This is a genomic window from Deltaproteobacteria bacterium (genome assembly GCA_013151235.1).
Classification (GTDB): Bacteria; CG2-30-53-67; CG2-30-53-67; order CG2-30-53-67; family CG2-30-53-67; genus JAADIO01.
On record JAADIO010000033.1, the window covers coordinates 28,050 to 41,418 of the forward strand.

Consider the following 13,369-nt stretch of genomic DNA (forward strand, 5'->3'; position numbering starts at 1 on the left):
GTACGTCGAAATGAGCTCAAAACCTGATAAACGAAGTAGACGGAGCTTTTTTATGTGCCGTTTAGTTGATCTGTTCGAGAGACCCTTTATGTACCTGAATCAGGAAGAGTTCTTTCTCCATTTCTCCATTGGGTAAGACTCGTGTCAGGCCGGAAATGCCGGGGTAATTCCGGAAGGACTCCAGGCCCTGACGGATGTCATCACGGGTACGCCCGCCCCGAAACAGTGCCTGTAGAATCATTTCCGCTGCATCATAGGCCTGGGCGGTAAAAAGAGTCGGTTCCTCTCCATAGGCATGGCGGTATGCCTGCACAAATTCCGCAATATCCGTATGGTTGCTTCCTGCAAAGAAACCGTCGGTAAATACCGCTCCTTCGACAAAACGTTCTCCCCGGTGGATCAGTTCCGGTGAATCCCAGTTATGACTTCCTAATAATTGGACATGCTCGATATTATAAAAGGCAAGCTGCGGTGCGATCAACCCCACATCATCCGCATACCCCGGCATATAAAGAGCATCAAAACTCGGGTAATAATTTTTATGCCACTCTTCCATGGGGTATTCCGTCAGGTCGATCATGTCGGAATACCGGGAGAGGATCCCCGCAATGTCGGCATCGACGATCTTCCGGATCTCCGGTCCGAAGTCGACAGCACCTCTCGGGTAGGAAATCCGGCAGAAGACTTCTCCCCCCAGATTGTTCACTTCCTCTTCAAACAGCTTCGCAAGTTCCCTGCCGTAATTGTCGTCCGGATAAAGAACTGCGAAAGAATGGAGATCCCGCTGTGCCACGGCAAAGCGGGCGATTGTCCGGGCCTGTGCTTCATTGGTCATGGCGTTTCGGAAGACCTCTTTTCCCAGATCCCCAATCCCTTCCGCCGTGGCCGTCGGGGTAATCATCGGCAGGCCGTTCTTGTCCGCTACCGTCGAGGCCTCGACCACGGACCGGCTCGTCACCGGCCCGATTACGGAAACGACATTCGGATCCTTTGCGAGTGAAGTCATCTCGGAAGCCGCCCGCCGGGGATCACCTTTTGAATCCCGGACGGCCAGCGAAACCTTTTCCTCCCCAAAAAGGGTATTGAAATTGTCCAGGGAAAGCCGAACCCCCTGCAGCACCTGACGGCCGACCCCTTTCAATGGCCCGGATTGCGGGACAATGCAGCCAATGCGCAGGTTCCGGATCGATTCAAGATTTCCTTCCTGCACCACAAAACGATCCGCTTCATCCCGCAAGGGGTGCCCCGGAAAACGTTCGATAAAATTCTTGAAGATCCTTGATGCCCGGAAGTAATTCCCTTTTTTCCAAGCCCGCTTTCCCATGACATACAACGCAACACCACCCGGGAATTCTCCGGGTGCTTCCCGGCGCATCTGCCGGAGCTGGTCATCCGTCAGCGATCGGCCCATGGCATCCGCCATCTCGTCATAAATCGTCCGTCCTGTCGGACCTGTCCCGACCAGAAAGACTGCCTTCTTAAACTGCGACAGGGCCAGCTCCGGATCATCCCGATGCAGAAAGATCTCCCCCCGCAGCAGATATCCCCGTGCCGACAGTTCCCGGTCCTTTGCCGTACGGAGGAGGGAGCGTAATAATGCCAACGCTTCCTCATCCCGATTCGACTCCACGGCGATTTTTGCCGTCAGGAGTTTGGCCTGCCCCGCCTCGGAGGCCCCGGGGGTGGACTCCATCAGGGCCTGAAGAATACGACGAGCCTTGTCCGGTTCGTGGAGAAAATAATAGGAACGTCCGAAATTTAATGCCGCACCGGCTGGAAGTGCTTGTCCCGGATGCCGGGTAAGATAGGATTGATAAAGATGGACGACCTTCCGGTAGTGCCCCTGCTGAAAGGACGCATCCGCCCGGGCCAGTCCCTCTTCCCGGACACGATGCGTCTGCACCGGCATACATGCCGCCAGACAGAAGAACAGAAAGAAAAGGGTCCCTACCCCTGTCCGCGTGAACTTCTCTTTTCCGGAAAGCTCGAGGGTCGTCGTCACTTCTTCTCCCGATGACCGGTCATGACCTTAATCGTCACACCGTTTTGTGTTTCTTCTGTCTGCGGTAGCGCTTCCAGCCCGTTTTGAAAAGATCCCCGCCGTAAATATCATTGGCGACAATCGCAGGAAAATCTTCAAAGACAATCTGCCGGATTGCTTCCGGACCCAATTCCGGGTAGGCAATCACACGACTCTCTTTGATCTTTTCCGAAAGAAGAGCGGCCGCACCTCCGACGGCCGTGAAATAGACAGCCCGGAACTCGACCATACTTTGTATCACTTCCCGGGAACGTTGACCTTTTCCGACCATTCCCTTCAATCCGAGTCGGAGGAGCTCCGGTGTGTAAGGATCCATACGGCCGGCGGTTGTGGGACCGGCGGAACCGATGACCCGGCCGGGGGGTTCCGGTGCAGGTCCGACATAGTAGATCACCTGGCCGGCCGGGTCAAAGGGGAGTTCACCCCCCTCCCGGAGAGTTTTGAGTATACATTGATGGGCGGCATCCCGGGCGGTATAGGCGACGCCATTCAGAAGAACCAGGTCCCCGATGTTCAGCTTGGCAATTTCTTCATCCTTGAGCGGCGTACTCAAGCGAATCGGTCCGGACATGGCAATAGCCTCCTCAGAACAGGATTTCTTTGTGACGGGAAGCATGGCAATTGAGATTGACCGCAACAGGCAGAGAGGCGATATGGCAGGGAAAGGTTTCAATATGGACGGCGAGGGCGGTGACGCGCCCGCCCAGTCCCATGGAACCGATACCGAGTTTGTTGATCTCTCCTAAGAGCGATTCTTCCAGCCGTGCCAATTCCATCTTCGGGCTCGGACTTCCAAGGGGACGGGTCAGAGCCTTCTTGGCCAGGAGAGCGCATTTCTCAAAGGTTCCTCCGATCCCGACGCCCACGATAACCGGTGGACAGGGATTGGAACCCGCCTTCTTGACTGCGGAGACAACCACTCGACGAACGCCCTCTATCCCGTCGGCAGGTTTCAACATGGACAAAGAACTCATATTCTCGCTACCGCCTCCCTTGGGGCAGAAAAGGATTTTCAGCCGATCCCCCGGCACCAGGTCATAATGGATAACCGCCGGGGTATTGTCTCCTGTGTTACGTCGAGTCAATGGGTTCGCAACGATAGACTTCCGGAGATACCCGTCGGCATATCCCTGCCGAACCCCTTCGTTGACGGCGTCTTCCAGTACGCCCCCCACAATCCGGACGTCCTGACCGATTTCGATAAAAAAAACGGCCACACCCGTATCCTGGCAGAGCGGCATCCGTTTCTTCTTTGCCGCATCGTGATTCTGAAGAATCACTTCAAGGGCTTTCTTGCTGATAGGAGATTCTTCCGTTTCCAGGGCATGACGGATTGCGGAAGCCACATCCTCTTCAATGATGCAGTTGGCGTCGATACAGGTTGTCCGGACCGTCTCAACGATCCTTTCAAAAGAGATTTCTTTCATAATTTAGCCAGCGTCGTACGAACGGTTTCGGCCGAATCCTGCAACAGGGATTTCTCCGCGTCCGAGAGTTCGATCTCCAGGATCCGTTCGATGCCTCCGGCACCCAGCTTCACAGGCACCCCGATATAAACACCGTTGATTCCGTATTCTCCCATGAGATAGGCCGATGAGGGAAGGATTTTTTTCTGATCCTTCAAAATGGACTCCGCCATCTCGGTTACGGCGGCCGAAGGAGCATAGAAGGCACTGCCGTTTTTCAACAGACCGACGATTTCCGCTCCGCCGTTCCGGGTCCGCAGAATCAGTTCTTCGATCTTCTTTTGAGGCAGCAGTTGAGCGATGGGAATTCCGGCAACGGTTGTATATCTCGGCAGGGGAACCATGCTGTCGCCGTGCCCCCCCATGACCATGGCACTGACGTTTTCCACGGAGACATTGAGTTCCATGGCAATGAACGATCGAAATCTTGCGGAATCGAGGACCCCGGCCATGCCGATCACTTTTTCTCTTGGAAATCCGCTCACTTTCTTTGCAACGGAACACATCACATCCAGAGGGTTGGTGACCAGCAGAAGGATGGCATCGGGCGATCGGAGTATGGCCTGTTCCACCACCTCTCCGACGATCCCTGCATTCGTTGCGAGAAGGTCGTCTCGGCTCATGCCGGGCTTGCGGGTAATCCCCGCCGTGATGATCACCAGGTCGGAATTCCGGGTTTCATCATAGTTCTGCGTACCGATGATATGGGTGTTGAACCCCTCCACCGGAGAGGACTCGAAAAGATCAAGTCCCTTCCCCTGGGGAATGCCTTCAACAACATCGAGCAAGATCACATCCGCCAGTTCCTTTTCCGCAATCCTTTGCGCCGTCGTCGCCCCCACATTCCCGGCGCCGATGACGGTAACTTTTTTCTCCACGGTCAATTCCCCTTCATGTTCTTCACAATGGCCTCGGCAAATTGTGATGTTGACAGCTTCACAGCATCCTTCATCTGCCGTTCCAGATCATAGGTCACCCTCTTCTGTCGGATCGTTTCTTCCAGCGCGGCCACGACGACCTTGCCGGCTTCCTCCCAGCCGAGATGTTCTAACATCATGACCCCGGAGAGAATGAGCGATCCAGGATTCACCTTGTCCTGCCCGGCATACTTGGGCGCCGTTCCATGGGTCGCCTCGAAAAGGGCCACGGTCTCACCGATATTCGCCCCCGGTGCAAGTCCCAGCCCTCCGATCTGGGCGGCACAGGCATCGGACAGGTAATCCCCGTTCAGGTTCAGCGTCGCCAGGACACTGTACTCATCCGTCCGGGTCAGGATCTGCTGAAACATGGCATCGGCGATCCGGTCGTTGATCAGGACCCTGCCCTCCGGGATCTCTCCCTGGAGTTCCTTCTCCTCCAGGGTCTGATCGGGAAACTCCTCCCGGGCGACTTCATACCCCCAGTCCCGAAAAGCCCCTTCCGTATATTTCATGATGTTGCCCTTGTGAACGAGGGTTACGCTTTTACGTTTCCGGTCCAGGGCATATTGAATCGCCTTCCGGATGAGACGCTTGCTCCCGGTCTCGCTCACCGGTTTGATCCCGATTCCGGAATCCGTACGGATCGTACAGCCCATCTCATTATTCAGAAAGGAAATGACCTTTTTCGCTTCTTCGGAATCCCGGGCCCATTCGATCCCGGAATAAACATCCTCCGTATTCTCCCGGAAGATGATCATATTCATCTTCCAGGGTTCCTTGACCGGTGCGGGGACCCCCTCAAAATATCGAACGGGACGAACACAGGCATAAAGATCGAGTTTCTGCCGGAGGGTCACATTGAGACTTCGAAAGCCCCCTCCGATGGGGGTCGTCAACGGCCCTTTCAGAGCCACCGAATAATAGTGCAGGGCCTCGAACGTATCGTTCGGGATCCATTCCCCGTATTTTTCATGGGCCTTCTCCCCCGCGTAGATTTCGTACCAGCAGAGTTCCCGCTCATTGCCGTAGGCTTTTTCCACAGCGGCATCGAGAACCCGGCGGCCGGCCCGCATGATATCCGGACCGATCCCGTCCCCTTCGATAAAGGGAATCACCGGCCGGTCGGGTACCTGCAATCTGTCCGGTTCCATCCGGATCCGTTCTCCTTTCGCAGGCGGAGAGAATTTTTCAAGGTTGATCATCAGACAAACACTCCTTTCTATTCGCTCTTGATTAAATCTTCAAATCGAATGTCAACTCCCAGTATGCCGACAATCTCCTCCTTCCGAAAGATCGGAGTAGAAACGGTAATCGCGAGAACATTGGTGGTCCTCGATGTATAGAGATCGGTCACATGGGTTGACCCGTCCTTCATCGGGCCGATATACCAGGGGCGCTCGGAAAAATCCTCCTTGACGGAGAAGATCTTGTACTTGGCTTTGTCACCGACCTGTGTGATGTTTTTTGTAACCTTGATTCCTTCCGTATCCGTCACATAACAGAACTGGATAAAAGGATTGTCGTGAACAAGCTTCTGAAGGACTTTTTCGACCTTCAGATGGTTCATGGTTCTCATGGCCGGAGATGCGGCGGCCTCCTCCACGATCTCTTGGGCGATATCCAGGGCTCTGGCCTTCAACTTGTCCAGATCGGAGATAAAATATTCGGGCAGATGTTTCCGGGCTTGGCGAAGGATCTCTTCATTCGACATGGCGGTGATCCGTCCTGCGGCATACTGTTCGGCGACCCATTTCTGGATACGGACCAATCCCGGATGGGTCTTCGGAATTTTCCGGCCGCCCGTCTGGCGCACATGGGTATTGACCCAGTAACTGAGCCCCGCCACACCGGATTTGTCGGTAATGGTTACCCCGAGAGGACGGTTGAGAATCGATTTCGTATCAAAGATGTTATAGATCTCCTCGTTTTTTAACACGCCGTCGGCATGGATTCCGGCCTTGGTGGTATTGAACTCCTCGCCGACAAAGGGGTAGTTCGGCGGGATCGGATAGTTCAGCTCGTCCTGAAAATAGTCGGCAATCTCCGTAATTACTGTCGCATCGATCCCATCCCGCTCCCCTTTGAGGCCCATGTATTCAATAATCAAACCTTCGATCGGGGGATTGCCGGTCCGCTCCCCGAAACCGAGCAGGGTACCGTTTGCAGCGGCACAGCCGTAGAGCCAGGCCGTCGAAGCGTTGGCAAGAACCTTATGAAAATCGTTATGCCCATGCCACTCCAGCAGACGGGAAGGAACACCGCCGTAATGGATCAGTCCGTAGATCATCTCCCCTACCCCCCGGGGCAGGGCCGCCCCCGGATAAGGAACGCCGTATCCCATGGTGTCGCAGGCCCGGACCTTGATCGGAATCCCGCTCTCCTCGGAGAGACGCATCAGTTCATTCACGAAGGGGATGACAAATCCGTAAAAATCGGCACGGGTAACATCTTCCAGATGACAGCGGGGAATGATCCCGGCATCAAGCGAGGCCCGGACCACATCCAGATAGCCATCCAGGGCTTGTTTTCGAGATTTTTTTAACTTCAGAAAGATATGGTAGTCGGAACAGGAAGTGAGGATCCCCGTCTCCTTGAGGCCCATTTCCTTTACCAGTTGAAAGTCTTCTTTCTTCGCTCGAATCCAACCGGTTACCTCCGGAAACTCATAGCCCCGGTCCAGGCACATCCGAACGGCCTCTTTGTCCTTGTCGCTGTAAAGGAAAAATTCGGATTGACGGATAATCCCTTTGGGCCCCCCGAGTTTGTGGAGCATATCAAAGATCCGGACGATCTGTTCCGAAGTGTAGGGAGGTCTTGCCTGCTGGCCATCCCGAAACGTCGTATCGGTAATCCAGAAATCCTCCGGCAGAGAAAGAGGGACCAGACGATTTGAAAAAGAGATCTTTGGAACCTCGCTGTAAGGAAACTGATCCCGTAACAGATTTGGCTGGTTGATATCCTTCAGCTCATAATTGTAATCCCGGGCCACCGCCCGATCATTGTTAATAGACTTTTTCATACATGCTCTCCCATTTCATTACTGTCAGCTACTCCGTTGAGCCCCTGTCTTCCCCAAGGCACTTCTTCGACCTCTCATGGATGATACCCTGTGCAGAATCGGACAAGAAAGAGTGTTGAAGATGACGTCGGCAAGACGCTTCGGGCAACAGGAATTTGTTCGTTTCGAAACTTTTATACTAATCAATCGGTTATAAATTGTCAAATGAAATCGAAGAGTGCAAATTACGCAGAAATCTCCTTTCGCCGGACAACACCGGAATCGGAGACCGAGGTCTTGCAGATTCGTCAGCGGGAGCTACAATGACTGCTGAGCAGGTTATCATGTAAAGATGGCTACGCCTTCAGGCCGGTTCTGCTTTTCTCAAATACCTCTTGGGGTAAACAAACCGGATACTTGTGTCCTGAGCACTAGGACTGGTCGCCCATACCGAAGTGCCTGCTGGGGCACAAAAGATAATCAGCAACTTCTTCACCTTTTCTGCTCCTCGTTTTAGGCTGTCATCAAAACAACGGCAAACGACGTTTATAACTGACCATGCCTTTCCATGACCAGCCTCCACCCATGCCATATTTATTCAGATCCTCATAAATAGGCGTCGCCACGGAAAGCATCAGGTTGAAATTGCCGCCAAAAACGGTAAGAAAGCGCCAGCGTAACAGTCCGGCTACCGTGTTGCGAAAGCCACCGCTCTTGGCAATCACCTCGCTTTGATACTCGCTCTTTGCCGTCCAAATGCCGTCAATCTCAGCGCCGACCAGGAGGTTGTGGAACGGCGTATAATGAAGCGCTGCACCAACGATGGCGACGTTACCGAATGCATAGTCGTCTGAGTTCTCTGGTCTCACTGTATAGCCTGCCTGCGTATGGAGCCAGAAATCGGCAAAGCGTATGGACCCCAATAAGCCGCCGCTGATGGTGACGGTACCGGTACCGAGCTGCAGATTTGGGGTTGCAAGAAATGCTGTGTCAAAACCTCCGGCAGGCAGAGTAATCGCGCCATAAAAGGTGAAAAAACGACTGAAGATCTTATCCCGCCACAGGTTATGGCGCACGAGGATCTCCAGGTCGCTGATACCGCTGTGCGTAGTGCTGGTCATCCTCTTTCCCCCCATGACATACATATCCATGGTCTTATCCAGGTAGGACGCCTTCACCCGAACGGAAGTACGATGGGTCAGACCGTAGCTAAACATCAGCATGGTACCATTAGTCGTCATCGCCTTGGGTCCCATCATTCTGCCCTTGATGAATTCTTCCGGAGTCTGAACCTTCGAACCGACAATCACCTCATCCATATCCATATGCATGGAAACGGCGCCGATGGAAAATGCCCCGGCCGGTGGTGTTGTGGCGGTAAGGATGCGGACCGGCATGGCCATACCCATGGGAGAGACCGAAGATAGCACTTGATCAAAGGAAAGGACAGCACCGCCGTACCCGGCGGCAAAGGTTTTGGCCGCACCATCACCGCGAAATGCGATAATATTGGGGATCATGTCCGGGATCACCTTGCTGCCGATCACATAACGGGCTTCCCAAGCAGCAACCTCCTGGCCGGTATTAAAGTCATGGACCATTAATGCGGGAAAAGGCATTCGGGCCACCCTTCGCATCGATCAGCCGGACGAGATCAGCCACACCGCAGGTGTGCTCGGTTTCGGTCTTGCTGACAGCCGTGGCCACAGTCCGGTGATAAACATCCAGGTACATACCGCAGATCCGGCAGCAGGAATGCGGATCGGCTGCCTGCGTGCCTGCGGCCATACAGACAACAGTAATCCCTGCAACAAACACAATGATCCTGAACTTCATACATGTTCCCTCCTCCCGGTTATAGTCAGCCTGTTTTACCTCGAAGTGTTGAAAAACTGAAACAAGGACTGTAACCAATGCATCAGGTGTTACAGGAGGACAAGAACTTGGAGATAACACTCCTGACTTCGTTAATCATAAAGGGTTTGTTAATAAAGGTTGAGACGCCGGCCGCCTCTGCCTTGTTCTTCTCGATAGCCGAGCTGTAAGCCGTCATCATGATAATCTTGGCGCCCGGCTGCAACTCTCGAGCCATTTTTACAACCTCGATCCCATTCATGTCCGGCATAACCAAGTCGGTGATGATTAGAACAAACCGTTCCTCCTTAATCTTTTCGATGGCTTCCAGCCCGCTTGCAACGCAAACGACCTTGCATTTCTCTCTTCCAATCAATTTTTGGATTGACCAGCGTACCAACTTCTCATCGTCAACCACTAATATTTTCCTGCCCATGTTATTTGTCCTCATACACAATCGTGAATCGAAAGGAGCGAACTTATGCTCGGATCACATCTATGGAAGTTGTTGATGCAATATTGATACCTCTTACATGATCTGCGTGATGCGAACCGATCTCTATCTAACGGGAAGGACCTGAGTTGTCAATCAACAAACAGGAAACTGATTTCGCCTATCCGAGGGTGGGAATATAGGAATAATACGATGCCCCCTTCCGTCATTGTCCGAAAGGGGAAACAGGTGCCGGACAGTTTTTTTGTCCGGCACCCCGGACGATGATTAGAAGTCATACTTCATGTTCATATAGAAGCCCGTATTCACATTTCGGTTCACAACATTACCGAAATTAACCACTGCCCCCGTAATTGAAAGCCCTTTGGTCGGAAAATAGGCAATAAAAAAATCGGTCCAGTTGTCTTCCCGGAAGGACCCGATCCCGGGGACGCTCTTGTACTCGTTCGGTTTGCCCCGAAACTCAAAACCGACGGCCACGTTTGCTTCCGGAAACACTGCAAGTGAAGCTTCCGGTTCAATGTTTCCGTCCTTACTGAACCCGAGATAACCGGTCTGAACCGCCTTTGTGTAACGGCTCCCCACGTTAATAAGAACCGGCATCTTCCACCCTTTGTAGAGCTTGGTCACTGAAAGGCAGTAATCTACCCCGGAAGCGTGATCCAGACCGGCGGCCGTAAAGGCGCCTCCTCCATTTTTGTCTGCATGATCCACGTCCTGATTCTTTTTATATTCTACGGACACTGAAACAGCCGGAAGATTTTCGGTCTCTTTGAGCAGAAGGAGTTTGGCGTGATAGGTATCCATGGTTAACTCATCAATGCCGATATTTAAACCGTTTCCCCCAAGGAGGTTGGTCGTGTCAAAGATCGTCCGGGCAAAACCTAACTCCAAACGGTCGGTGATGGTCTCATTGAAATGATAAACATTCACGTTAAAATTTTGTGGAAAAATATATGTGGCACCCACCGTCGGTCGGCCGAAGGTCTTACCTTCTACCGGAGGGTTAGTCAGGTAGGCCCAGGGGATCAGACCTCCGCCTCCTTCTCCTTCAATATTGACAACCGGCGGACCGGCAATCGCACTTGCAGACAACAAAAAAACAAAGAGTAGAACCAGAGAAAGCAAATGAATCACTCTTTTCATGATGAATGCCCTCCTTTACGGATGATTATTGCATCTTTCGCTCTTTTTCACTCATGAGGTACTGCCTTCGGAATTACATCAAACCGTCAAGAACCCTTGCAAGAGTTGACCCCCGCCTGCATGTTCCGTATGCCATCACCTCCTTTCCTGCAGGGCTAATCCCGGATTTGTGTAGACCGGTTGAATATATATAACATGCATGGAAAATCGCTGTTGCAGGAGAGGCTTCAAAAACGTTTTACTAACCCCGCTATCTCTGGACAATCCGTCGGAGAGTAATAAATGGAAAGTTATAGTTGTCAAACTCTGCCTTCTTCGATATTTTTCTTTTAATCTCTAATCTGTGCACATAATGTGCCAAAGTGTTCAATCCACTAAAATAATTGGTTACGTGATCCTGTTTGTACATATTGCGACAACCGGGAGGATTGCAGGTCGGCCTCGTCAAGGCCCGAGATTGGGGTATACCCCCTGTGGGTACGGTGCAGGAAGCACAACGAAGGTCGACCGCCTGAGACACTCAAATGTCACCGTATTCACAGATAGGGCTACCTGATATACGAATATCCGGGATGGAGAAAGACCGAAGTGTCTTAAATATCTCAAAAATGGAACACATTCTGGAACATTGAGACACTTCACTTAGAGAAATAAGTGTGGAGATATCTGTATAGTGTGGACCTTGAAATGCCCAACATGGCGGCGGCCTGTTTTTTGTTTCCTCCCGTACTCACCAGTGCGTCTCTTACCGTTTCCAGGGTGAGGGCAAGAGGTTTTCTTCCTCGCTGCCTGTCGGATGGGTGACCGATTTGGATTGTACGGCTTTTGGCCCTCAAGAGGCTTGCTGGAAGATGTTCCGGAGAAATCACTTTTGATTTGCACCGAATCAGGGCATGCTGTATAGTATTTTGGAGTTCTCTTACGTTCCCCGGCCAGTCATAGTCTCTGAGTATTGCCATTGCATCTAAGCCGAGAATGACCTCTTCCGGTTTACTCCCTCTTGATTGGAGTGACTCTTTCAGACAATGCGTGGCAAGCAGGGGAATGTCTCCTTTACGATCTCTAAGTGGCGGTACATATATCGGCAATACGCAAATCCTGTAATAAAGGTCTTCTCTGAACTCTCCTTGATTTACTGCCTTGTCCAGATCTTTATTGGTTGCAGCAATAATTCTCACATCCGTACGGACGGTTTTTTCACCACCAACACGCTCGAAATGGCCGTTCTGTAGTACTCTGAGAAGTTTCACCTGCATAGGAAGTGGCAGGTCCCCTATCTCGTCAAGAAAGAGTGTTCCACCATCAGCAAGCTCGAAACGCCCTTTTTTCTCCCTGACCGCTCCTGTAAACGCTCCTTTCACATGTCCAAAGAGTTCGCTTTCAATGAGTTGCTCTGGAATGGCGCCACAATTCACAGGAACAAACATACGATCTTTCCTGGAACTTAGATGGTGTATGAGTGATGCAACAAGCTCTTTTCCTGTTCCTGATTCCCCAAGAATCAGCACAGGAACATTGCTTTCTGCAACATCCTCTATGAGAGCAAAGAGATCCTGCATCAGAGGATCTCTGCCAACAATGCCATGGAAGGTGGTCGTTGTTTCCAAAAACTTTCTAAGACTCAGTTCCTCTGTAATGTCTCTGAAGGCTGCTACTACACCAATGGGGTTTGAGTCTTGCCCTTCTATGGGGAAAATGTTCATGGTAATCGTACGTTCTTGACCATCTTCGGAGATCAGAGAAACTGAATACTCTTTCGATTGCTCTTGAATTTCCATATTCCCAAGTTTGCAAAACGAGCAATTCTCTCCACAGAATTTTCCTGGAAAAACTTCATGACAGTCCTTTCCAAGGACCTCTTCTCTGCGATAACCGGTCATGCGTTCAGCTGCTTTGTTAAAGAGAAAGAGCCGCCTTTTCAGATCATGGGCAAGAATGCCTTCATGAAGACTCTCAAGAACAAGATCTCCCTCTCTTTTGTGGGTAACAAGTGTATCTAAGTAGCCATGTGATAAGAGTTCTTCCGTCCGGATGATGATTTTCTCCCATTCCTTTTGTCCATTCTGCCCAGAACCGCAAAATGGCCAGATGAGCATGGGAGGATTTCCGGGAAGCCTTGCACATAAATCTTGTCCATATGGACCACAAAGGCATACCACAAGATCAAAGAGGTGAAACTCTATTTCATCGAGAGGGGTTAAAGAGGGAACCTGTCCAAGTGAATGTTGCACAAAAAAAGCCATGAGCTTTTCCGGAGCTTTAATGGACTGATCGGAAGCTGCAATTGCAACCAAAGACTCTTTCAGCATCACCGTGGCTTTCGCTGCGGCAACCAAAGATGCTTCCGGAGTATTGTTGCTTGAAAAAAGAACTTTGACTTTTTTCATGACTTAAAAAATCCAAGGCCAGCCACATTTATTTGTCTATCAGGGCTGAACTTTATGGTCTCCTTTCAGAGGACGGCAGCCTGTCTGTATGGAACGTCCGGAC

The 13,369-nt window shown here is 51.6% G+C and carries 11 protein-coding genes; all 11 read right to left on the reverse strand.

Annotated elements, in window-relative coordinates:
- Positions 1 to 61: 61 nt before the first annotated feature.
- The gene (locus GXP58_06365) at positions 62 to 2,002 is read right to left on the reverse strand and encodes an ABC transporter substrate-binding protein (protein NOY53230.1); all 1,941 of its coding nucleotides are present in this window, start codon (positions 2,000 to 2,002) and stop codon (positions 62 to 64) included.
- A gap of 34 nt (positions 2,003 to 2,036) precedes the next feature.
- Complete coding sequence (locus GXP58_06370) at positions 2,037 to 2,612, reverse strand: Fe-S-containing hydro-lyase (protein NOY53231.1); 576 nt, start codon at positions 2,610 to 2,612, stop codon at positions 2,037 to 2,039.
- 13 nt (positions 2,613 to 2,625) lie between these two features.
- A complete protein-coding gene (locus tag GXP58_06375) occupies positions 2,626 to 3,468 on the reverse strand; it encodes a fumarate hydratase (GenBank protein NOY53232.1) in 843 nt (280 codons plus the stop codon).
- The gene (gene mdh, locus GXP58_06380) at positions 3,465 to 4,385 is read right to left on the reverse strand and encodes a malate dehydrogenase (GenBank protein ID NOY53233.1); all 921 of its coding nucleotides are present in this window, start codon (positions 4,383 to 4,385) and stop codon (positions 3,465 to 3,467) included. The genes GXP58_06375 and mdh overlap by 4 nt, the downstream gene beginning before the upstream one ends.
- Positions 4,386 to 4,387: 2 nt before the next feature.
- Complete coding sequence (gene icd / locus GXP58_06385; GenBank protein NOY53234.1) at positions 4,388 to 5,629, reverse strand: isocitrate dehydrogenase (NADP(+)); 1,242 nt, start codon at positions 5,627 to 5,629, stop codon at positions 4,388 to 4,390.
- Between the two features lie 17 nt (positions 5,630 to 5,646).
- On the reverse strand, positions 5,647 to 7,446 hold the full coding sequence (locus GXP58_06390) for a histone-lysine N-methyltransferase (protein ID NOY53235.1): 1,800 nt from the start codon (positions 7,444 to 7,446) through the stop codon (positions 5,647 to 5,649).
- A gap of 503 nt (positions 7,447 to 7,949) precedes the next feature.
- Entirely contained in the window at positions 7,950 to 9,044 is a 1,095-nt protein-coding gene (locus GXP58_06395; protein NOY53236.1) for a hypothetical protein, read from the reverse strand.
- Positions 9,016 to 9,261: a hypothetical protein gene (locus GXP58_06400; GenBank protein ID NOY53237.1), complete on the reverse strand. Its 246-nt coding sequence runs from the start codon at positions 9,259 to 9,261 to the stop codon at positions 9,016 to 9,018. Before GXP58_06400 ends, GXP58_06395 begins: the two co-directional genes overlap by 29 nt.
- Positions 9,262 to 9,343: 82 nt before the next feature.
- Positions 9,344 to 9,715, reverse strand: coding sequence for a response regulator (locus tag GXP58_06405; protein ID NOY53238.1), 372 nt, complete (start codon positions 9,713 to 9,715; stop codon positions 9,344 to 9,346).
- A 285-nt stretch (positions 9,716 to 10,000) separates the two neighbouring features.
- Positions 10,001 to 10,879, reverse strand: a complete 879-nt coding sequence (locus GXP58_06410; GenBank protein ID NOY53239.1) for a DUF3034 family protein — start codon at positions 10,877 to 10,879, stop codon at positions 10,001 to 10,003.
- Positions 10,880 to 11,517: 638 nt separating this feature from the next.
- The gene (locus GXP58_06415; protein ID NOY53240.1) at positions 11,518 to 12,975 is read right to left on the reverse strand and encodes a PAS domain S-box protein; all 1,458 of its coding nucleotides are present in this window, start codon (positions 12,973 to 12,975) and stop codon (positions 11,518 to 11,520) included.
- Positions 12,976 to 13,369: the final 394 nt, after the last annotated feature.

Excerpts from the sequence above, each read along its gene's own strand:
- GXP58_06415 (NOY53240.1), bottom strand. The coding sequence starts at position 12,975 with ATGCTCATCTGGCCATTTTGCGGTTCTGGGCAGAATGGACAAAAGGAA.
- GXP58_06370 (NOY53231.1), bottom strand. The coding sequence starts at position 2,612 with ATGTCCGGACCGATTCGCTTGAGTACGCCGCTCAAGGATGAAGAAATT.
- icd (NOY53234.1), bottom strand. The coding sequence starts at position 5,629 with ATGATCAACCTTGAAAAATTCTCTCCGCCTGCGAAAGGAGAACGGATC.
- GXP58_06400 (NOY53237.1), bottom strand. The coding sequence starts at position 9,261 with ATGAAGTTCAGGATCATTGTGTTTGTTGCAGGGATTACTGTTGTCTGT.
- GXP58_06410 (NOY53239.1), bottom strand. The coding sequence starts at position 10,879 with ATGAAAAGAGTGATTCATTTGCTTTCTCTGGTTCTACTCTTTGTTTTT.
- GXP58_06375 (NOY53232.1), bottom strand. The coding sequence starts at position 3,468 with ATGAAAGAAATCTCTTTTGAAAGGATCGTTGAGACGGTCCGGACAACC.
- GXP58_06395 (NOY53236.1), bottom strand. The coding sequence starts at position 9,044 with ATGCCTTTTCCCGCATTAATGGTCCATGACTTTAATACCGGCCAGGAG.
- GXP58_06405 (NOY53238.1), bottom strand. The coding sequence starts at position 9,715 with ATGGGCAGGAAAATATTAGTGGTTGACGATGAGAAGTTGGTACGCTGG.
- GXP58_06390 (NOY53235.1), bottom strand. The coding sequence starts at position 7,446 with ATGAAAAAGTCTATTAACAATGATCGGGCGGTGGCCCGGGATTACAAT.